Below are 21,260 nucleotides of genomic sequence, written 5' to 3'. Positions count from 1 at the left end.
GCTCAGCGCAGGTCCAGACCCACGTCGAGCACCGGGGCCGAGTGGGTGAGCGCTCCCACCGAGACGTAGTCGACGCCGGTGGAGGCCACCGCGGGCGCCTCGGGCAGGCGCAGGGTACCGCTCGCCTCGGTACGCACTCCCGCGGGCCGGCAGACCGCGACGGACGCGGCCAGTTGCTGGACGCTCATGTTGTCGAGCAGGACCAGCCGGGCCCCGGCCGCCACCGCCTCGCGCACCTGGGCCGGCGTGTCGCACTCGACCTCGCAGTCGATGCCGCCAGCGTGCTGCCGGACCGCTCGCAGGGCCGCTGCGATGCCTCCCGCTGCTGCGATGTGATTGTCCTTGATCAGTGCCGCGTCGCCGAGGCCCATCCGGTGGTTGAGCCCGCCGCCGCACCGCACCGCGTACTTCTGCAGGACCCTCATGCCCGGAACCGTCTTGCGGGTGTCGCGGACCGATGCGCGGTGGCCCCGGAGCGCGCGCACCCACGCGGCGGTGGCCGTGGCCACCCCCGACAGCTGGCCGAGCAGGTTGAGCATGGCGCGCTCGGCGGTGAGGATCTCCCGCGCCGGCCCCGCCATGCGCAGCACCTGCGCGCCCTCGCCCACCTCTTGCCCGTCATGGGCCATGGGCTCCACCCGGACCCTCCTGCCGCTCCGCGCGGCCAGTCTGCAGGGTACGAGCGCGCTCACCGGGACGCCGGCCAGGGTGCCGGGGGAGCGGGTCACGACGCATGCGACGACTTCCAAGCCGGGCCCCAGGACGGATTCGGTGGTGACGTCGCCGCCCCAGCGCAGGTCCTCGTCGAGCGTCGCGTCGATGAATCGCATGAGAGGTTCTGGCTCGAGCCCGGCCCCGCGCAGGGCCGTGGCGGTCCAGCCGGGTGCCCAGGACGGATGCAGCGCCCCGCTCATGCCTGTTCGCCTGCCGGCAGGACCTCGGCGGGGGTGCGGTCGGCGGCACGGCAGCGGGGACTCCCGTTCTCGTTCAGGTGCCAGTCCAGGTGATGGCGCCACTGAGGAGATGCACAGGGGAAGTCCTCGCGCCTGTGCGCGCCCCGCGACTCCGTGCGGGTTCGGGCGGCCGCCGTCAGCACGCCGGCGACGAGGGCGGCGTTCGTGGCGCTCAACGACTCGTGGGTGAGCCGTGCGGCGGACCGGGGGCAGTCGTCCAGTACGGCCCGCATCCGGGTCAGCCGCGGTTCGGAGCGCACCACGCCGCAGCAGTCCGCCAGCCCGCTCCGGATCTTCTCCAGCCACGGGCCGGGGACGAGGCCGGTCGTGGGGCGCGGGCACTCGTCGCCGGCCTCCCCGAGCGGCAGACCGCTGATCTCCCGTGCCGCGCGCTCGCCCATGATGAGTCCCTCGATGAGGGAGTTCGAGGCGAGGCGGTTGGCGCCCTGCACCCCCGTGCAGGCCGCCTCGCCGATCACGTAGAGCCCCGGCACGCCGGTCCGTCCCGTCATGTCCGCGCGGATCCCGCCGCAGTGGTAATGCGCACCCGGGCGCACGGGGATGGGCTCGGTGACCGGGTCGACGCCGCGCTCGCGGCACATCCGCAGGATCGAGGGGAATCGTTCCCGCCAGCCGGCGGCGCCCAGGCGGGTCGCGTCGAGGAACAGGTGGGACTCACCGGTGCGTCTCATGTGGGCGTGCTCGGCGGCCGAGACCACGTCGCGCGGCGCCAGATCGGCGAGGGGGTGGGCTCCCTGCATGACCCGCACGCCTTCGTGGTCGACGAGGACTGCGCCGTCTCCGCGCACCGCCTCCGAGACGAGCACGCCGCGGTCGCCCGGGCGCCGCCGCGGCGGAACGAGGACGGTGGGGTGGAACTGCAGGAATTCGACGTCGCGCGCCGTCGCACCGGCCCGCAGCGCTGCGGCGAGGCCATCCCCCGCGCAGACCGGGGGATTGGTCGAAGTGGGCCACAGCGCCGCGATGCCGCCGGTTGCCAGTACGATGATCCGGGCTCGGATGACTCCGCTCCGTCCCCGTCCGTCGAGGGCCCGGACGCCGCAGACGGCGCCGTCGACGTCGGTGAGGACGTCGACGACGCGCACCGATCCGCGCACCTCCGCCCCGCCGCTCGGGAGCGAGGCCAGCAGGACGCGGTGCACCTCGCGGCCCGACCGGTCCCCACCGGCGTGCAGAATGCGCCTGGCGTGGTGGCCGCCCTCCAGATGGAGGTCGATGCGCCCGTCCGGGCCCGAGTCGAACCGTGCCCCCGCTGTGATGAGCCGGTGCAGGGCCCCGGGTGCGTGGACGACGAGGTCGTGCACCGGACCGGGCGCGCAGAGCCCGGCGCCGGCGGCCATGGTGTCGTCGGCGTGGAGCCGGAACGAGTCCTCGTCGGACCACACTGCCGCGAGCCCGCCCTGGGCCCAGTCGGTGCTGGATTCGGTCGGCGAACCCCGCGTGATGACCATCGTGGGTACGTCCGCCCGGCACAGATCCCGTGCGGCGGTGAGCCCCGCCACGCCCGAGCCGACGACGAGGACGCGGGTGCGCCAGTGCCAGTCGGCGGGCCCGTGGGCCAGTTGGCATCCCTGGGCAACGGTCATCGTCATTCGCCCCCTCCGCTGCGCCCGATGGCGATCATGCGCTCCACGGCGGCACGTGCAGGCGGTGCGATCGACGCGTCTACGCGGACCTCGTCGCGGCCCTCGCGCAGGCAGGCCAGCAGCCTGTCGGGGGTCGTCATCCTCATGAAGGGGCATGCGGCGCGGGGGTTCACCGCGGTGAACCGGACGGAGGGGTTCGCCTGCCGGAGCTGGTGGAGCATGCCCACCTCCGTGGCCACGAGCACCTCGCCCGTCCCGGTGGTCCTGGCCGCCTCGAGCATGCCGCCGGTGGACAGCACCCTGATGCGCTCGGCGGGCAGTTCCCCGCGACCGGTCAGCCACAGCGCGGCCGTCGTGCACCCGCACTCGGGATGGATGAACAGCTCGGCGTCGTGGTGGCTGTGCACCTGGGCCATGAGCTCGGTGGGGGAGATCTCCGCGTGCACGTGGCACTCGCCCATCCACACGTGGATGTCGCCGCGCCCGGTCACGCGCCGCACGTGCGCGCCGAGGAACTGGTCGGGGCAGAACAGGACGGGCCTGTCGGGCGGTATCGATCTCACCACGTCGACGGCGTTCGACGAGGTGCAGCAGATGTCGGTCTCCGCCTTCACCTCGGCCGTGGTGTTCACATAGCTCACCGTCACCGCACCGGGGTGCTTCCGCTTCCAGGCGCGCAACTGGTCGGCGGTGATGGAATCTGCGAGGGAGCAGCCCGCGCTCGCGTCCGGGATCAGTACGCGCTTGTCGGGGGAGAGCAGTTTGGCCGTCTCGGCCATGAAGTGCACGCCGGCGAAGACGATGGTGCCGGCGTCGCAGCTCGCCGCGATGCGCGACAGTGCGAGCGAGTCGCCCACGTGATCGGCGACGTCCTGGATCTGCGGGGCCTGGTAGTTGTGCGCCAGGATGACGGCGCCGAGCCTGGCGGCCTGATCGCGCACGGCGCGGGCCCAAGTGCGCGTGGCTGTTGCGGTGATGGTCATGGAGTCCTCCTCAACGGGAATGCCCCAGCGGGTTTGCGTTTATGACTCTAAGACGAAAACTTAGCTTAATATCGTCTCAGAGTCGATGAACATCGTCGCGATACCATCGTGCCGTGTCGAACGAGCCGTTCAGGGACGATCGCGGGGTGGCGAAGTTCCGTCATGAGGTCGTCGCCGTGATCTTCCGGGTGGTACCGGTCGGGGGCGCACAACTGCAGGTGCTGATCTGGCGCCGGGCCCGGGAGCCGTTCACCGGGGAGCCGGCCCTGCCGAGCGGTCCGGTCGATGCCGGTGAGACGATAGACCAGGCCCTCGGGCGGCACTTGGCCGCGAAGCTTGACCTGACCGATCTGGGGCACTGCGAGCAGCTCATGACGCTGTCCGATCCCGGGCGCGACCCCTTCGAGCGCACCATTGCGACCGCCTATGTCGGGCTCGTCGGTCCGGACGTCGAGCCCGGTGGGGGCTCCGTCGGGGAGTGGACGCCGTTCGTGGGGCTGGACGGCATGGCGTTCGATCATCGCCGTATCGTCGGCGCCGCCCTGGACCGCGTCCGGGCGAAGATGTCCTACACCAACATCGCCTACGCGCTGGCCCCGGCCGAGTTCACGCTCGCGCAACTGCGCGACCTGTACATCGAGGTGCTCGGCCACGACGTCGATGCGACCAACCTCGGACGGGTGCTGAGCCGGCGCGGCGAGGTCGTCGAGACGGGCCGCCTCGCGATGCCGGGGGCCGGTGGGGGGCGCCCTGCGCGAACCTATAGATTTGGGTCATCCGGTTACCGCGTGACGGACCCGTTTGCGGTTCTCAGGCCCGTAAATCCGGCCACTGCGGCAAAATAGGTCTGCAAATCGTCCCAAAAGCGTGCCCCGATGCTGCGGGCCTCCGGGGACAGGGCATATGGTAGGACCAATTCGTCACCCGATTGGAGTAACTCATGAGCGTCACCGAGAAGGCGCGGGGGCAGGGGGACACGGTCGTCCGGCAGAAGCTCGGTCAGCAGCCGTCGAACGTGACCCTGAAGCTGATCATGGCCGTCACCGGCACGATCTTCGTTCTCTTCGTCTTTGTCCACATGGTCGGCAACCTCAAGCTGTTCCTCGGTGCTGAGGACTACAACGCGTATGCGGCCTTCCTGCGCACCTTCCTCTTCCCCTTCCTGCCCTACGAGGGCCTGCTGATGATCATGCGCCTGGCGCTCGGCGTCGGCCTGGTCCTGCACATCTGGGCCGGCACGCTGATCTACATCCGCGGGCGCAGGGCCCGCGGCAGGTTCGGGCGAAGGGGCATGAAGAAGAGGGCGTGGTTCGCCAAGTACATGATCGTCGAGGGCGTCCTGCTCTTCGCCTTCATCGTCGTCCACCTGCTCGACCTGACCATCGGCCGCGGTGTCGCCACCAGCCAGTTCCAGGAGGCCACGCACGAGATGGTCGGCAACGAGATGGTGGTCCACGCCCACGCCTACGAGAACCTCGTCGCCAGCTTCTCCCGCCCGTGGATGGCGATCCTCTACACGACCCTGATGCTCGTCGTGGCCCTGCACATCGGGCAGGGCGGCTGGAACGCCGTCAACGACTTCGGCGGGACCGGTCCGCGCCTGCGCAGGATCTGGTTCCTCGCCTTCCTGCTCATTGCGTTCATCATCATGGTCTGCAATGGCGCCCTGCCCATGCTCGTCCTGTCTGGGGTGATCTCATGACCAACATCATCAAGAACGTCATCGGCGCCGTGGCCGACAAACTCGACGTCACGGTGCCGGACGGCGCCGCTGCCCCGTCCGCCGCCGAGGCCGGTCATGGGCCGGGTCGCCCCTTCGTCCGCCCGAACGACGCTCCCCGCACGCGCGATGTCCTCGGCCCGGCCCAGAAGGCCGCCGGCTACGAGGTCGGTGCCGAACTCGACGCCCGCGTGCCCGAGGGCGACCCGTTGACCGCCTGGACCCGCCGCCAGGACGACTACAGGCTGGTCAACCCCGCCAACCGCCGCAAGATGAAGATCATCGTCGTCGGCACCGGCCTGTCCGGCTCCGGCGCCGCCGCCACGCTCGGCCAGCTCGGCTACGACGTCGACTGCTTCTGCTTCCACGACTCCCCCCGCCGCGCCCACTCCGTGGCCGCTCAGGGCGGCATCAACTCGGCCCGCGCCCGCAAGATCGACGGCGACTCGCTCAAGCGCTTCGTCAAGGACACCGTCAAGGGCGGTGACTACCGGGGCCGTGAGGCCGACGCCGTCCGCCTCGGCATCGAGTCGGTGCGCGTGATCGACCACATGTACGCCATCGGCGCCCCGTTCGCCCGCGAGTACGGCGGCCAACTGGCCACCCGCTCGTTCGGCGGTGTGCAGGTCTCCCGCACCTACTACACGCGCGGCGAGACCGGCCAGCAGCTCGAGGTGGCCTGCTCGCAGGCCCTCCAGGAGCAGGTCGACGCCGGCACGGTGAAGATGCACAACCGCATGGAGATGCTCGATCTGGTCGTGGCCGACGGCCGCGCCCAGGGCATCGTCACCCGTGATCTCCTCACGGGCGAGATCCGCGGCTGGACCGCCCACGTCGTCGTGCTGTGCACCGGCGGCTACGGCTCGGTCTACCATTGGTCGACGCTGGCCAAGGGCTCGAATGCGACCGCCACCTGGCGCGCGCACCGCCACGGCGCCTACTTCGCCAGCCCCTGCTTCCTGCAGTTCCACCCGACCGCCCTGCCGGTCAGCCAGCACTGGCAGTCCAAGACCACGCTGATGAGCGAGTCGCTGCGCAACGACGGCCGCATCTGGGTGCCGAAGAAACCGGGCGACGACCGCCCGGCCAATGACATCCCTGAGAATGAGCGCGACTACTACTTGGAGCGCAAGTACCCGTCGTTCGGCAATCTGACCCCCCGTGACGTGGCCTCCCGCAACGCTCGCACCCAGATCGACTCCGGGCACGGCGTCGGGCCGTTGCACAACTCGGTGTACCTGGACTTCAAGGACGCCATCAAGCGTCTCGGCAAGGAGACGATCAAGGAGCGCTACGGCAACCTGTTCGACATGTACCTCGACTGCACGGGCGAGAACCCGTACGAGGTCCCGATGCGCATCGCCCCGGGCGCCCACTTCTCGATGGGCGGTCTGTGGGTCGACTACGACCAGATGAGCAACATCCCCGGCCTGTTCGTGGGCGGTGAGGCGTCGAACAACTACCACGGTGCGAACCGTCTGGGCGCCAACTCGCTCCTGTCGGCCAGCGTCGATGGCTGGTTCACCCTGCCGCTGTCGGTGCCGAACTACCTCGCCGGGTTCGTCGGCAAGCCCGTCCTGTCCACCGAGGCCCCCGAGGTGCGCGAGTCGATCGCCTACGTCGAGGGGCGCATCGACAAGCTGACGAACAACGATGGCACCCGCCGCCCCGAGTGGTTCCATCGCCGGCTGGGCGACATCCTCTACGAGGGCTGCGGCGTGAGCCGCGGCGAGGCGGGCCTGACCAAGGCCCTCGGCGAGATCCGCGAGCTGCGCGAGGAGTTCTGGCGCGATGTCAAGGTCGTCGGCTCCGACGGCCGCCTCAACCAGGAGCTCGAGAAGGCCGGCCGGGTGGCCGACTTCCTGGAGCTGGCCGAGGTCATGGTCCTCGACGCCCTGGATCGTCGCGAGTCGGCCGGTGCGCACTTCCGCACCGAGTACGCCACGCCGGAGGGTGAGGCCAAGCGGAACGACGACGAGTGGTGCGCCGTCTCCGCGTGGGAGACCCGCCCCGACGGCACCCATGTCCGCCACAGCGAACCGCTCAACTTCTCGCTGATCGATCTGCAGGTGAGGGATTACCGATGAAGGTCACACTCGATATCTGGCGTCAGGACGGACCCGACGCCGAGGGTCGCTTCGAGACCCATGTCATGGAGGACGTGGAGCCCGAGCTCAGCCTCCTCGAGATGCTCGATCAGCTCAACGACGAGATCGTCGAGGCCGGGGGCGAGCCGGTCGTCTTCGAATCGGACTGCCGCGAGGGCGTCTGCGGCTGCTGCGGTTTCCTCGTCAACGGCAAGCCGCACGGCCCGCTGGCCAATACGCCGGCCTGTCGCCAGCATCTGCGTTCGTTCCCCGAGGTCACGCACTTCACGATCGAGCCCTTCCGCTCGGCGGCCTTCCCGGTCATCCGCGATCTCGCGATCGACCGTTCGGCCCTGGACGAACTCGTCCAGGCCGCCGGCCATGTCAACGTCATGACCGGCACGGCTCCTGACGCCGACACCGTTCCGCAGGATCATCTGACGGCCGAGCAGGCCATGGACTACGCCATCTGCATCGGCTGCGGCGCCTGCGTCGCAGCCTGTCCGAACGGCGCGGCGATGCTGTTCGCCGGCGCCAAGCTCGCCCACCTGGCCAAGATGCCCCAGGGCAGGCAGGAGCGCAGCCGCCGCGCCCGAAAAATGGTCTCCATGCTCGACGAGAACTTCGGGCCCTGCTCGCTGTACGGCGAGTGCGCCGTGTCTTGCCCGGCGGGCATCTCCCTGTCGGCCATCGCCACGGTGAACAAGGAGCGCTGGCGCTCCGTCCTGCGCGGCCGTCATTCACGCGAGACCTGAGCTGCTGGTCATCGCGGAGGGCCCGGCGCCTCGACGCCGGGCCCTCCGCCGTCCCCAGGGGTGGACGGATCCGTCTCCGGCCCGCCACCGCACGGGATACTGAGCGGCGTGGCTGTCATGGTTCTGATCGGCGTCGTCGCCCTGTTCGTCATCGCGCTGAGCGAGCGGCTGGCAGAGCGGGCCGGGCTGGTCGCGCCCGTGCTGCTCCTGGTGCTCGGAACCGGTGTCGCGGCGATCCCCGCGGTGCCGGCCATGCACGCCGATCCCGACATCATCCTCGAGGTCGTCCTGCCCGGGCTCCTGTACGCCTCCGCGGTCAAGATGCCGATGCTGGAGTTCCGGCGCAATCTGGGCCCCATCGCGACATTGTCGGTGCTGCTCGTGGGGCTGTCGGCGTTGACCGTCGGGCTCTTCCTGCATGCGGTGGTCCCCGGCCCGGGGCTCGCCGCGGCGATCGCCCTGGGCGCCATCGTCAGCCCGACCGACGCCGTGGCCACGTCGATCGTCCGGAGGGCCGGTGTCAGCCAGCGCATCGTCTCCGTGCTCGAGGGCGAGGGCCTGGTCAATGACGCGTCGGCCCTCGTCCTCATGGCCTCGGCCCTGGCCGCGACCTCGGGACCGGTCACGACCGGTCAGGTCGTCGGCAGATTCCTCTGGGCGGTGATCTCGGCAGTAGCGGTCGGCCTGCTCGCCGGCAATGGGGCGCTCTGGTTGCGGGCTCGCAGCTCCTTGGTGACGACCGACATGCTCATGTCACTGGCCACGCCCTATGCCGCATTCCTCGTAGTCGAGCAGTTGGGGGGTTCGGGGCTCATCGCCGCCGTCGTATGCGGACTGGTCGAGAGCTACCGCTCGCCCCTGGTGCTGACTCCCGCTCAGCGGTCGACGAATCGGACCACTTGGGCCGAGATCTCGCTCGTGCTCGAGTCGAGCGTCTTCCTCCTCATGGGCCTTCAGCTGCCGGCGGCGCTGGCCGATGAGCAGGAGGCGCCGCTGGGGAGGATCATCGTCCTGTCGGCGGCCATCCTCGCACTGCTACTGGCCATCAGAGCGCTCATCGTCGGCCCCATGCTCGCGGCGGCCAGGCATCGCTCGTCCAGGCGCGCCAGACGCAAGCCCGCCATCGAACGCGCGCTGCTGATCGTCTGGCACAACCAGCGCGAGCACCACGCTCCGCGGAAGAGCCGGCGCCGGGTCGTGCGGCTCATCAGCCGCATGGAGCGCACGCTGTCGGACATCGACTACTACGTGCAGGAACGGCTGGGGGTCCGCGAGGGCGCGACGATCGTCTGGGCCGGCATGCGCGGTGCCGTGACCGTCGCAGCCGCCCAGACCCTGCCGAGCGGTCTTCCCGGTCGTTCGACGATGATCCTCACTGCCTTCTGCGTCGCGGCGATCTCTCTCGTGGTCCAGGGAGGCACCCTGAGCGTTTTCGTCGGACTCGTGCGTCCGGCCGGGTACGCTCCGCCCTCCGCCGAGGAGAGTGCGGAACTGCGACGGGTCATGCGCAGGGCCGCTGGGCGCGTGCCGGTGCCCGGTGAGCTGCGCGAGGCCCGCGCCCGCCTGCGTGCGGCGGTCTCCGAACTCGGAGAGGACGACGAGAGTGACGAGTCCGAGCTGGTTCTGCAGGCCCTGGGCCTGCTGGGCCGGGCCGATGCCGGCCCGTCGATCCCCACGGATCGTCATCTGGCCGAGCTGTCCGGCGAACATGCCCTCAAGGTCATCGACGCCCAGCGCAAGGCGCTGCTGACGGTGAACCAGTCTGGCAAGTACAGTCCGACCGTCCTGGCGAGCCTGCTGCGCGTGCTCGACGCCGACCAGACGAGCTTGGAACTGCGCATGCGGACGCATACGGGCGAGCGCACAGGCTGATGGACCAGTCGTCGTCCAAGTGCGCGCGATCCGACTTCCCTGAAACCATACCCGCCGACGCGCTCCGGTCGGTATGGTGATCCCGTCGGCTGCGGGTCAGGCCGTCGGGCCGAGGTCTCCTGGCAGGTCGTCGCTGACTCGGAGCGAGCCGTCACCGCACTCCGCCGTGAAAAACGATACCACTTATTGTGAGTACAAATTAGGAACTGCTCTTCGACCACTGCATGCAAGGAGGCATCGTGAAGAGTTATGCCATGCTCCGGATCGGCGAGGCCGGCTGGATCGAGAAGGAGGACCCCCGGTGCGGGCCGCTCGACGCCATTTGCCGTCCGATCGCGTTGGCGCCGTGCTCGTCCGACATCCACACCGTCTACGAAGGCGGCATAGGTGAGCGCCATGACATGACGCTTGGGCACGAAGGCGTCGGTGAGGTCGTTGAGGTCGGTGCCCTGGTCGGGGACTTCAAGGTGGGCGACCGGGTCATCATCCCCGCGATCACCCCCGACTGGTCATCGGTCGCAGCCCAGGACGGCTATCCCATGCACTCCGGTGCCCCGCTGGGCGGCTGGAAGTTCTCGAACACCAAGGACGGCGTGTTCGCCGAGCTCATTCACGTCAATGACGCGGACGGCAATCTGGCGATCCTGCCCGACGAGATCTCCCCCGAGGCCGGCGTGATGCTGTCGGACATGGCCACCACGGGTCTGCACGGCGCCGAACTGGCTCGCATTCGGCCCGGCGACGCGACCGTCGTGATCGGCATCGGCCCGGTCGGTCTGATGTCGGTCGCCAGTGCCGCCATTCTGGGCGCCGGCCGGCTGTTCGCGGTTGGGTCGCGCCCCAACTGCATCGAGGTCGCCAAGGAGTTCGGTGCCACCGACATCGTCAACTACCGCGAGGGCGACATCGTCGAGCAGGTCATGGAGGGCACCAAGGGCGAAGGCGTCGACCGGGTCGTCGTCGCCGGCGGGGATCTCGGGACCTTCCAGCAGGCCTTCGACATTCTCAAGCCGGGCGGCTGGGTCGGCAACGTCAATTACCTCGGCGAGGGCGACAACATCAAGATCAGCCGGCGGTCGAGCCTGGTGGGCATGGGCCACAAGCACTTGGTCGGTGGGTTGACCCCGGGCGGGCGCCGGCGTATGGAGCGGATGGCCAACCTGGTGCTCGCCGGGCGCATCCACCCTGAGAAGATGATCACCCACCGGTTCAGGGGCCTGGAGCACATCGAGGAGGGCGTCGAGCTCATGCGCAGGAAGCCACGTGACCTGATCAAGCCGGTCGTCACCGTCTGACCGGTGCACCCGCCTGCCGGGCGGTGGGCCGTGCGACCGGGTCACAGGTCGGCGGGCGCCGATCGCCAGTGCGCCGTCCCCGTCTAGGCTTGACTGGTGCCGCACGCCGAGCCCCTCCTTCTCGCCTCGCCCTCGGGCGGCCGCGTCGAGATCGCGACCCCTGTCGTCCTCGCGCCGATGGCCGGTGTCACGAACGCCGCCTTCCGCACGCTGTGCCGGGAGCAGGGGGCCGGGCTCTGCATCTGCGAGATGATCACCAGTCGCGGCCTGGTGTGCGGCGACCGCCGGACCGACGCCATGCTCACCTTCTTCGACGAGGAGCAGACCCGCAGCGTCCAGACCTACGGCACGAACCCGTCGGCCGTCGCGCGGGCCGTCGAACTGCTGTGCACCCGTTACGGTGCTGATCATGTCGATCTGAACTTCGGCTGCCCGGTTCCCAAGGTCACCCGCAAGGGCGGTGGGGGAGTCCTGGCCTGGAAGACCGGGCTCGTGCGCGAGATCATCGTCGCCGCGGTCCGGGCCGCCGATCGCCACGGCGTGCCGGTGACCGTCAAGACCCGCATCGGCATCGACGCGGACCACACCACCTGGCGCGATGTCGCCCAGATCGCCCAGGAGGCGGGGGCGGCTGCGATCTGCCTGCACGCGCGCACCGTCGAGGAGGCCTACTCCGGCCATGCTCACTGGGAGGTCATCGCCGAGGTGGTGGGGCAGGTCGACATCCCGGTGCTCGGCAACGGCGACGTCTGGGAGGCCGGGGACGCACTGGACATGATGGAACGGACCGGTTGCGCCGGCGTCGAGGTCGGCCGCGGCTGCCTCGGGCGCCCCTGGTTGTTCGCCGACCTGGCCGCGGCGATGTCCGGTGGCCGGCGCCTGACCCTGCCCGCGCTCGGCGAGATCTGCCGGATCGTGCGCCGCCACGGCGAACTGCTGGCCCGCCAGATGGGCGAGCGGCACGGCCTCACCGATCTGCGCAAGCACATGACCTGGTACTTCAAGGGCTTCCCCGTCGGCGGCGAGCTGCGCCACGCGCTCGGCATGATCGACTCCTTCGAGCGCCTCGACGAGCTGCTGGCCGTCCTCGTCGACAAGGCCGGTGCCGACTGCCCCTACCCGATCCGGGAACTGGGCCGGCCTCGCGGACGCCAGGGCTCGCCGCGTCGCAAGGTGGTCATGCCGGTAGGCTGGCTGGACGACCGCGACGGGCGCGACCTCGACCTGTCCGACGCCGAGCTCGGGTACTCCGGGAGGGCGGCCTGAGTCCTCCGCGCGCCTGGTGGGCGGCGGCCACCGCCATACTGGAGACCATGACGAGCAGCAGTGAACGCACCGGTCCCGACGGTCGCGGGTTGGGCCCCACCGCGCGGTCCAGGGCCTGGGCGCGGACCATGAGCGGTCATGAGCACCGGATCGACGGTGATGGCCTCGTACGCCCGCACCGGGACTCCCATCTGCTCATCGGCCGCGGTGAACCCGTAGGGCGGCTGGCCCGCGAGGAACTCGAGGCCGCTACGCTGCGCGAGGGGGCGGCCCGCTCCCACGGGGCGGGCGACAGGGCCCGCCCCGAGGAGCCCGACGTCGAACGCACCTGCTTCGAGCGCGACCACGATCGCATCGTCCACTCCACCAGTTTCCGGCGCCTGGCCGGCAAGACGCAGGTCGTCGTCTACCCCACCGATCATCAGCGCACCCGCCTGACCCACGCGATCGAGGTCGCCCAGGTGGCCACGTCCATCGCCCGCGGCGTCGGGGCGAATGTGACGCTGGCCGACGCCATCGCCCTGGGCCACGACTGCGGGCACGGTCCCGGCGGGCATGCCTCCGAGGAGGCCTTCGACGCCTTCCTGCCCGGGGGCTTCGATCATGGTCCATGGGGCGCCCGGGTCGCCCTGTCCGGGCTCAACCTGTGCGCCGAGACCCTCGACGGCATCGCGAACCACTCGTGGTCGAGTCCCGCCCCGTCCACCGTTGAGGGCGAGATCGTCAGCTGGGCCGATCGCATCGGCTACTGCGCTCACGACCTGGAGGACGCCATCCGCGCCGGCATCGTGGCCCCCGGGGAGGTGCCCGACCGGATCGTCGACGTCATCGGCCTGTCGCTGCGCGACCAGCTGTCGACGCTCATCGGCTCCGTGATCTCCACCACCTGCCGTACCGGTGCCGTCGGCATGGACGCCCGCACGGCCGGAGCGCTTACCGCCCTGCGCAGGTTCAACTACGAGCAGATCTACACGCGTTCCGAGTCGCTGGCCCAGTCGCACACGATGGTCGAGGTGCTGCAGCAGCTCGTCTCCTACTACGCCGAGCACCCGGCCGAGCTGCCGCCCGAGCACTGCGACCGCGATGACCCGACGCGCAGCGCCGTCACCTATGTCGCGGGCATGACCGATCGCTTCGCCTTCGACTGCGCCGAGCGCCTGCTCGGCTGGGAGGCGGCCCGGTTGCCGCGAGGCATCGGGCACGGGGCCTGAGAGGGCCGTCCCGCTCCGACGGGTCGAGCCGGCGCCCGGCCCCTCAGGGGTGCAGCGCCCCGGCCAGGTCCCCCGGCAGCAGCTTCGCCCCGGTGATCAGCATGTTCATCACGAGCACCGTCGTGGACTCGCCGGCGAGGATGCCGATGATCACGAGCACCTGCGCGGCACCGGCCTGAAGCGCCGTGCCACCGCCGAGCATGACGCCGATGAAGGCGCCCGGCAGCGTCACCAGGCCCGCCGTGCGCGTCCTGTCGAGTGTCGGCATCAGGGACTCGCCCGCGATGGAGCGCACGACCATCCCGATCGCGTCGGTCCGGGCGAACCCGAGGGCGAGGGCAGCCTCGAAGATCTCGTGATTCTCGCGCAGGGCGGCGAAGACCCGCCGCCCGTTCAGCGTGTGGGCACTCATCACATTGCCGATGATGATCGAGCCGATCGGCACGAGCGAGGCCCCGTTGAGCGGGGCGGCGCCGGTTGCGAAGACGACCGCCAGCACGGGAAGCACTCCCGCCGCGATCGACAGCGTCGACCAGGCCCAGGCCCGTCTGGCGCCGACGCGGCCCGTCGTCGTCCATACGGCGATGGCGAACATGGCGATGACGAACAGCGCAGCCGCCCACAGCCTGGTGACGGCCGCCACGACGACGAACGAGACGATGAACAGCTGGACGGCGGCGCGCACAGCTGCCAGCGGCACCGATCTGAGGAAGCTGAAGTGGCCCGCCCAGGCGGCCAGCATCGTGAGGGCGACGAGCAGGACCAGCGCGACGGCCAGCTGCAGGCTCGGGTTGATGGACATGTCTGCATTGTCCGCCCGCACGGCCCCGGGCGACGGCGCCGCGTTCGATCAGGATAGCCTCCTTCACTATGGGGCGCCTGGATGGACGGGACGAGGACGCGTTGACGATGCCTGGCGCATGGCGTGTCCACGAGGACCTCATCGCCGAGATCCCTCGGGACGCGATGGTCGAGACGGCGGACGTCGGCGTCCGGCGGACCCGGGTGGTGAACTCCGCCGGGGGCGGCGGGGTGGCCTGGACGATGAACCAGCGATCCCGGCCAGAGGTCTTCGAGGGGGCCGTGCTCGACGGGCTGCCGCTGCGCACCGCGGCCGGTCTCGTCCGCAGCTGGAACCTCGCCGAGGCCTCGATCGGCCAGGCCGCCATCAACTCCTGGTACTCGCATCCCGAGTCGGCCGCCGAGAAGGGCTTCGCCGCGACGGGGGAGGGCCTCGTCCGGCGGCGGGTCTTCGACCCCTTCGCGCGGGCTGTCGACGGCGGGCGGGTGGCCGTCGTCGGGCACTTCGGTTTCGCCCGGAAGGCGCTGGGACGGGCCGGCGAGTACTACTGCCTGGAACGCGTCCCCCAGCCGGGCGACCACCCCGACGCCGCCTGCGAGTACATCCTGCCCGAGTGCGACTACGTGTTCATCTCGGGGTCGAGCTTCGTCAACAAGACCGCGCCGCGGCTGCTGGAGCCGTCGCGCCGGGCTCGCACCGTGCTCGTCGGCCCCTCCACGCCCCTGCTCCGATGCTCTTCGAGCGCGGCGTCAACACCATTACCGGCTTTGTCGTCACCGACCCGCACCTGCTCGATCGGGCTCTGGCGGGCGTCGTCATGAAGGCCATGGTCGAGGTCGGCCACCGCGTCCACCGGGACCGCCCCGGCTCCTGACGCCCGGGCTCAGCCGTCTGGCGGCAGGCCCAGGCGCGCACGGAGCCCGCCGCGCACGCGCGGCCAGTCGTCATCGGTGATCGAGAAGACCCGGGTGTCGACGGGCTCGCCGTGCGGGCCGCGCCGGAATGCCCGCGCCACCCCCTCCTCGGTCGCGCCGAGCGCGGCGATCGCCCGCGCGGAGCGCGCATTGCGCGCATCGCAGCGCAGGCCCACGCGCTGCACGCCGTGGACCGTGAAGGCGTACTCGAGCAGCAGGTACTTGCACGACGGATTCACCGCCGTGCCCTGGGCCGCCGGGAGATAGAACGTCGAGCCGAGCTCCAGGCGCAGCGGCAGGCGCATGTCGTAGAAGCAGGTGCGGCCCACGAGCTCGCCCCGGTGCTCGACGCTGAAGACCACCGTGGCGGGGTCGGCGATCTTCTCCTCGTAGGCGCGGGCGAAATCCTGCGGGCTCGCGGGGAAGGGCGTGGCCATGCCGGCCCACATCCGCTCGTCGAGCAGCGGCTGGAGGTCCGCGCCGTCCCGCGCCCGCGCCGGGCGCAGACGCACCTCGCCCAGCTCCATGTGGATGTCGTGCTGCACAGCGCCTCCTCCGTCCCGGTCGGACCAACCCTAGGCCAGGGCGGCGGCGCCCGGTCGTGGCCGTGCCGCCCGCCGGGCGGTCCGTGCCCGGCCCGACGACGGTGGTGGCATACTGGCCCTTGTCATGTCCCGGGGACGGTGGAACTCCGTACCGGCGGTGAGAGTCCGCGAACCGGCCAGTGGGCCGGCCGACCTGGTGGAACTCCAGGACCGACAGTCAGAGTCTGGAGGGGAGGCGCATGACGCCGGCGCGGCGCGCGATCGCCGGCCGCCGATCACCTCCCGTCGACATCCCACGGCCCCGGGCGAGGAAGCCTGGGAGGGGGACCGATGAGCCCGCAGACGGACCGGGGTGCCGGGCAGGCGCGTCCCACCGTGACGCCGCTCGAGGCGCAGGCCATGGATCTGGCGCTGCAGGCCGCCGCCGAGGGCGTCCGCGGCGCCAATCCCCTCGTCGGAGCGGCCGTCGTCAGTCACGGGCGCGTCGTCGCCGTCGGCCACCACCGGGGGGCGGGCACCCCGCACGCCGAGATCGACGCCCTGGCCGCCGCGCGCAGGGCGGGGCAGGACGTGCGTGGCGCCACCGCCGTCGTCACCCTCGAACCGTGCAATCACACCGGGCTCACCGGACCCTGCTCCCAGGCGCTCATCGACGCCGGGGTATCCCGGGTCGTCTACGCCATGGCCGATCCGCATGCGGTCGCCGCGGGCGGGGCGGCCAGGCTCCGCGGCGCGGGCGTGGAGACCGTCGAGGGGCTCATGGCCGAGTCCTCCCGCGAACTCAACGAGCGCTGGCTGCTCGCCACGGCCCAGGGACGGCCGTACGTGACGGCCAAGATCGCCCAGAGCCTCGACGGGTGCATCGCCGCGGCGGACGGCACGAGCCGGTGGATCACCGGTGAGACGGCCCGTCGGTCCGGCCACGACCTGCGCGCCCGGGCGGATGCGATCCTCGTCGGCACCGGAACGGTACTCGCCGACGACCCCAGACTCACCGCTCGCGACGATGACGGCGCGCTGCTCGAGCGCCAGCCCTTGCACGTCGTCATGGGCATGCGCCCCGTCCCCGCCGGTGCCGCGCTGCGCGAGGGCCGCTGGGTGCAGATCGCCGGCCATGACCCGGTCGGGGTGCTCGCCGAACTCGCCGGCACGGGGATCGGGCACGTCCTGGTCGAGGGCGGCCCGTCGATCACCAGTGCCTTCATCGGCGCCGACCTGGTGGACACCCTCGTCGTCCACCAGGCGCCGCTCATGCTCGGCCCCGGGGCCAGGGCCGCCGGAGCCCTGCGTGTCGGCACGCTCGGCGAGGCCGTCCGGTGGCGGCTGGACGGGCCCGTCCGCACCCTCGGGGAGGACCTCGAGATCACCCTCCGACCCGCGTCCCGCCGCTCAGCGGATGGCCGGAGGACCACCGACCCGCAAGGAGGAGCATGTTCACCGGAATCGTGACTGGACTGGGAACCGTCGCCGAGCTCGACCCCGGCGCGGCCCCCGGCATCGCGCGCCTGGTCGTCGACGCCCACGGCGTCGCCGACGACCTGCCCGCCGGCGGCTCGCTGGCCGTCAACGGCGCCTGCCTGACCTCGATCGCCGACCCCGCCCATCCCGGTATGTTCGTCGCCGAGCTCATGGGCGAGACCATGAACCGCACCAACCTGGGCCGGCTGGGCCCCGGCGATGTCGTCGATCTGGAGCGCTGCGTGCCCGCCGACGGGCGCTTGGACGGCCACGTCGTCCAGGGGCACGTGGATGGCGCCGGCCGTGTGCTGTCGATCGTCCAGCAGGGCGCCTGGACGGCGCTGCGCGTCGGCGTCCCGGCGCGCCTGAGCCCGCAGATCGCGGAGAAGGGCGCAATCGCCGTGGACGGCGTCTCGCTCACCGTCACCGCGGTCAGCGCCCCCGGCGACGAGGACGGCTGGTTCGAGGTCGGTCTCATCCCCAGCACCCTCACCGGGACCCGCCTCGGCGGGCTGCGCGCGGGTGACCTGGTGAACATCGAGACCGACGTCCTCGCCAAGTACGTGGACCGCCTCATGGCCTTCGCGGCCGCCGGGGGCCACGAGTGAGCGCCCAGGGGATGGATCGAGCGCTCGACGAGGCCGCCGTCCATGAGATCGAACCGGGGGTGGAGTGCACCGACCCCGTCACGCTGCCCACCCGGTGGGGCCCCTTCACCGTCCGGTGCTGGCGCATCGACGGCATCGAGCACATGAGCCTGGTCGTCCCGGTGCCCGACGGGGGCGTCCCGCTCGTGCGCGTGCACTCCGAATGCCTTACCGGCGACGTATTCGGCTCGCACCGTTGCGACTGCGGCGAACAGCTCCACGCCGCCATGGGCATGGTCGCCGACCGGGGAGGCGCCATCGTCTACCTGCGCGATCAGGAAGGACGGGGCGTCGGCCTGTTCAACAAGCTCCGCGCCTACCGGCTCCAGGAGCAGGGAGCCGACACCGTGGCGGCCAACGAGCTGCTCGGGCTGCCCGCCGAGGCGCGCAGCTACGAGTCGGCCGCCACGATCCTGCGGGGGATCGGCATGACGAGCATCAGGCTGCTCACCAACAATCCCGCGAAGGCCGTCGGCCTGCGCGCCGCGGGCATCGAGGTGGTCGCCCTGGAGCCCGACCAGGTGCGGGCCCGGCCCGAGAACATCGGCTATCTGCGTACCAAACGCGACCGCATGAACCATCTGCTGGACCTGGACTGAAGGAGGAACCCATGACCCGCACCGACGGGGCCCCGGCCAACGCCATCGACCTTCCCGCCCTCACCGCCGACGCCGGCCGGCACGGAGACGGACGACCCGTGAGCGTCGCCATCGTCGCCGCCAGCTGGTACGGCGAGATCATGGACGGCCTCATCGGAGGCGCCATCCGGGCCTGCGCCGACGCCGGGATCACGCCCGACCTGGTACGGGTGCCCGGCAGCTTCGAGCTGCCGCTCGGCACCCAGGCGGCCCTGCGCGACCACGACGCCGCCGTCGCCCTCGGTGTCGTCGTGCGCGGCGGCACCCCGCACTTCGACTACGTCTGCGACGCCGCCACGGCCGGTCTCACCAGGGTCGGGCTGGACGCCGGCAAGCCCGTCGGCTTCGGCCTGCTGACCTGCGCGAGCGTCGAACAGGCGCGCGATCGCGCCGGACTGCCCGGGTCGGCGAAGGACCACGGCTACGAGGCCGCCGTCGCGGCGCTGCGCATGGTCGTCGTCACCGAGGGACGCGGTTGAGACGATTGCGGGCCCGTACGCGGCCTCGGCCGGTTCGGCCGGACTCGCCGGACGCATAGAATTCGGGCATGGCCGGACGCATCAACGACGAAGACATCGCCCTGGTCAGGGAACGCGCCCGGATCGATGACGTCGTCGGGTCCTATGTGGCGCTGCGCAACGCCGGCGGGGGCTCGCTCAAGGGCCTGTGCCCCTTCCACGACGAGAAGACCCCGAGCTTCCAGGTGACTCCTGCACGCGGCCTGTTCTACTGCTTCGGCTGCGGCGAGGGCGGCGATGTCATCACCTTCATGCAGAAGGTCGACAATCTCTCCTTCACCGAGGCCGTCCAGGTCCTGGCCGACAAGACCGGCGTTCAGTTGCGCGTCGTCGACGACGGCCGGCCCTCGATGCCGCCCGGCCAGCGCGTGCGCATCATGGAGGCCAATCGGATCGCCGCCGACTTCTTCGCGGCCCAGCTGGCCGCCCCCGAGGCCATCGAGGCCCGCCGCATGCTCGACGGCCGTGGCTTCGACCGCGCCGCGGCCCAGCTGTTCGGCGTCGGCTACGCGCCCAAGGACGGCCGGGTCCTGCACCGGCACCTGAACAGGGCCGGTTTCCGCGATGACGAGCTCGTCCGCGCCGGCCTCATCCGCGAGCACGGGGGCTGGGACTACTTCCAGGGCCGCGTCATCTGGCCCATCAAGGACTCCGGACGCTCCGTGCTCGGTTTCGGCGCCCGCCGCCTGTACGAAGACGACCGCCTGCCCGCCAAGTACATCAACACGCCCGAGACGCCCGTCTACAAGAAGTCCCACGTCCTGTACGGGCTCGACCTGGCCCGCCAGAACATCGGCAAGAAGCTGCAGGCCGTCGTCATGGAGGGCTACACCGACGTGATGAGCGCCCACCTGGCCGGCGTCGACACGGCGGTGGCCGTCTGCGGCACCGCCTTCGGCGAGGACCACGCCCGCCTGCTGCAGCGCCTCATGGGCAACTCCGACGTCACCCGTGGCGAGATCGTCTTCACCTTCGACGGGGACCGGGCCGGCCAGGCCGCCGCCCTGAAGGTCTACAGGCTCGACCGTTCCTTCACCGCGCAGACCTACGTGGCGGTCGAGCCGAGCGGTCTGGACCCGTGCGATCTGCGCATGGCCCAAGGCGATGCGGCCGTGCGCGAGCTCATCGGGCGTCGCGAACCCCTGTACCGGTACGTCATGGCCCGCACGATCGACGGCTACGACCTCGATCGCGCCGACGGCCGGGTCGGCGCCGTACGCGCAGCGGTCGGCATGGTCGCCTCGATCCGCGACTCCTCGCTGGTCGAGGAGTACATCCACGACCTCTCGCGCTTGGTGGGCATGGACCCCGACGAGGTGCGCCGGATCGTCAGCCGCGAGCGCGGCCGCGGGCCCCGCAGACCCGAGCCCGAGCGCGCACCGGCCCGCATCGTCGAGCCCGAGCCGGACACGCCCATGCCGGTCGGCCTGCCCTGGCCGGATCCGCAGGACCACCGTCTGGACGTCGAGCGCGGCACGCTCCAGCTCATGCTGCAGCGCCCGACCCTGTTCGACAGCGCCTGGAACGGCGTGAGCGCCGAGGACTTCACCCACCCGGCCATGCGCGCGGTCTTCGAGGCCATCGCGGAGACCGGCTACCAACCGCAGGGCTGGGCCGAGCAGGTCCAGGCGGCCACGCCCGATCCCACGGCCCGCCAGCTCGAGGTCGCCCTGCTCGTGGAACCGCTGCTGAGCGAGGAACCCACTGAGCGCTATGCCGCCGCGTACACCTCGAAGCTGCGCATGCTCACCACGATGCGGCGCATAGCCGACCTGAAGTCGCGCCTGCAGCGCACCAATCCCGTGAGCGACCAGGCCGGATACGACGAGATGTTCGCCCGGATGCTGGCCCTCGAGATCGACCGCAAGCAGCTCGCCGAGGCCAGTATCGGCTTCCTCGAGTGAGCCGTTAGCACGGCCGGGCGCTCCTGCGGGGCTCTCCACAGGAACCGGTGTTGTCCGTTCCCCGGTGTCCACAGCGCTGGAGGCG

At 71.0% G+C, this 21,260-nt stretch carries 19 protein-coding genes and 1 riboswitch; of the genes, 14 read left to right on the top strand and 5 right to left on the bottom strand.

All coding sequences use genetic code 11. The annotated features are described in order from the left end of the window. Nucleotides 1–2: 2 nt before the first annotated feature. The 3 genes from nadC to nadA are packed head-to-tail and all read right to left on the bottom strand — an operon-like array spanning nt 3 to nt 3,543. Complete coding sequence (nadC, locus tag R2N01_RS00245) at nt 3–914, bottom strand: carboxylating nicotinate-nucleotide diphosphorylase (RefSeq protein ID WP_316667266.1); 912 nt, start codon at nt 912–914, stop codon at nt 3–5. Continuing rightward, nucleotides 911–2,566, bottom strand: a complete 1,656-nt coding sequence (locus tag R2N01_RS00240) for an FAD-binding protein (protein WP_316667264.1) — start codon at nt 2,564–2,566, stop codon at nt 911–913. The genes nadC and R2N01_RS00240 overlap by 4 nt, the downstream gene beginning before the upstream one ends. Beyond that, entirely contained in the window at nt 2,563–3,543 is a 981-nt protein-coding gene (gene nadA, locus R2N01_RS00235; RefSeq protein WP_316667262.1) for a quinolinate synthase NadA, read from the bottom strand. The genes R2N01_RS00240 and nadA overlap by 4 nt, the downstream gene beginning before the upstream one ends. A gap of 113 nt (nt 3,544–3,656) precedes the next feature. On the opposite strand from nadA, the gene R2N01_RS00230 reads away from it, so the two are divergent. The 8 genes from R2N01_RS00230 (at nt 3,657) to R2N01_RS00195 (ending at nt 13,749) form a co-directional block, all read left to right on the top strand. After that, entirely contained in the window at nt 3,657–4,388 is a 732-nt protein-coding gene (locus R2N01_RS00230; protein WP_316667261.1) for an NrtR DNA-binding winged helix domain-containing protein, read from the top strand. 95 nt (nt 4,389–4,483) lie between these two features. Beyond that, nucleotides 4,484–5,245, top strand: a complete 762-nt coding sequence (locus R2N01_RS00225) for a succinate dehydrogenase cytochrome b subunit (protein WP_316667259.1) — start codon at nt 4,484–4,486, stop codon at nt 5,243–5,245. Next, complete coding sequence (locus tag R2N01_RS00220) at nt 5,242–7,350, top strand: fumarate reductase/succinate dehydrogenase flavoprotein subunit (RefSeq protein WP_316667257.1); 2,109 nt, start codon at nt 5,242–5,244, stop codon at nt 7,348–7,350. The genes R2N01_RS00225 and R2N01_RS00220 overlap by 4 nt, the downstream gene beginning before the upstream one ends. Then, entirely contained in the window at nt 7,347–8,105 is a 759-nt protein-coding gene (locus tag R2N01_RS00215) for a succinate dehydrogenase/fumarate reductase iron-sulfur subunit (RefSeq protein WP_316667255.1), read from the top strand. Before R2N01_RS00220 ends, R2N01_RS00215 begins: the two co-directional genes overlap by 4 nt. 117 nt (nt 8,106–8,222) lie before the next feature. Next, nucleotides 8,223–9,977 carry a sodium:proton antiporter gene (locus R2N01_RS00210; RefSeq protein WP_316667513.1) on the top strand — a complete coding sequence of 585 codons (1,755 nt, stop codon included), beginning with the start codon at nt 8,223–8,225 and terminating at the stop codon, nt 9,975–9,977. Between the two features lie 239 nt (nt 9,978–10,216). Further along, nucleotides 10,217–11,272 carry an NAD(P)-dependent alcohol dehydrogenase gene (locus tag R2N01_RS00205; RefSeq protein WP_316667253.1) on the top strand — a complete coding sequence of 352 codons (1,056 nt, stop codon included), beginning with the start codon at nt 10,217–10,219 and terminating at the stop codon, nt 11,270–11,272. Between the two features lie 96 nt (nt 11,273–11,368). Beyond that, nucleotides 11,369–12,538, top strand: a complete 1,170-nt coding sequence (gene dusB, locus R2N01_RS00200; protein ID WP_316667250.1) for a tRNA dihydrouridine synthase DusB — start codon at nt 11,369–11,371, stop codon at nt 12,536–12,538. 128 nt (nt 12,539–12,666) lie between these two features. Then, complete coding sequence (locus tag R2N01_RS00195; protein WP_399553206.1) at nt 12,667–13,749, top strand: HD domain-containing protein; 1,083 nt, start codon at nt 12,667–12,669, stop codon at nt 13,747–13,749. A 43-nt stretch (nt 13,750–13,792) separates the two neighbouring features. On the opposite strand, the gene R2N01_RS00190 is transcribed toward R2N01_RS00195, so the two are convergent. After that, complete coding sequence (locus R2N01_RS00190) at nt 13,793–14,551, bottom strand: ABC transporter permease (protein ID WP_316667248.1); 759 nt, start codon at nt 14,549–14,551, stop codon at nt 13,793–13,795. Between the two features lie 68 nt (nt 14,552–14,619). Here R2N01_RS00190 and R2N01_RS00185 point away from each other — a divergent pair, with 68 nt between their 5' ends. Continuing rightward, complete coding sequence (locus R2N01_RS00185; RefSeq protein WP_316667247.1) at nt 14,620–15,372, top strand: Rossmann-like domain-containing protein; 753 nt, start codon at nt 14,620–14,622, stop codon at nt 15,370–15,372. Between the two features lie 62 nt (nt 15,373–15,434). Here R2N01_RS00185 and R2N01_RS00180 read toward each other — a convergent pair whose 3' ends face one another. After that, nucleotides 15,435–16,010, bottom strand: a complete 576-nt coding sequence (locus R2N01_RS00180; protein ID WP_316667245.1) for a GNAT family protein — start codon at nt 16,008–16,010, stop codon at nt 15,435–15,437. 121 nt (nt 16,011–16,131) lie between these two features. Next, nucleotides 16,132–16,254: riboswitch (FMN riboswitch) on the top strand. A gap of 155 nt (nt 16,255–16,409) precedes the next feature. On the opposite strand from R2N01_RS00180, the gene ribD reads away from it, so the two are divergent. From ribD to dnaG, 5 genes are all read left to right on the top strand, one after another. Next, nucleotides 16,410–17,459 carry a bifunctional diaminohydroxyphosphoribosylaminopyrimidine deaminase/5-amino-6-(5-phosphoribosylamino)uracil reductase RibD gene (gene ribD, locus R2N01_RS00175; protein ID WP_399553205.1) on the top strand — a complete coding sequence of 350 codons (1,050 nt, stop codon included), beginning with the start codon at nt 16,410–16,412 and terminating at the stop codon, nt 17,457–17,459. Then, nucleotides 17,441–18,076: a riboflavin synthase gene (locus R2N01_RS00170; RefSeq protein WP_316667241.1), complete on the top strand. Its 636-nt coding sequence runs from the start codon at nt 17,441–17,443 to the stop codon at nt 18,074–18,076. The genes ribD and R2N01_RS00170 overlap by 19 nt, the downstream gene beginning before the upstream one ends. Then, entirely contained in the window at nt 18,073–18,714 is a 642-nt protein-coding gene (locus tag R2N01_RS00165) for a GTP cyclohydrolase II (protein ID WP_316667240.1), read from the top strand. The genes R2N01_RS00170 and R2N01_RS00165 overlap by 4 nt, the downstream gene beginning before the upstream one ends. Nucleotides 18,715–18,725: 11 nt before the next feature. Further along, nucleotides 18,726–19,232, top strand: a complete 507-nt coding sequence (gene ribH / locus R2N01_RS00160; RefSeq protein ID WP_316667238.1) for a 6,7-dimethyl-8-ribityllumazine synthase — start codon at nt 18,726–18,728, stop codon at nt 19,230–19,232. Nucleotides 19,233–19,300: 68 nt separating this feature from the next. Continuing rightward, complete coding sequence (gene dnaG, locus R2N01_RS00155; protein ID WP_316667236.1) at nt 19,301–21,175, top strand: DNA primase; 1,875 nt, start codon at nt 19,301–19,303, stop codon at nt 21,173–21,175. Nucleotides 21,176–21,260: the final 85 nt, after the last annotated feature.

The organism is uncultured Propionibacterium sp. (assembly GCF_963539965.1).
Lineage (GTDB): Bacteria > Actinomycetota > Actinomycetes > Propionibacteriales > Propionibacteriaceae > Propionibacterium.
Note: the sequence above shows the minus strand (reverse complement) of the source record. Positions and strands in the feature narration are given on the sequence as shown.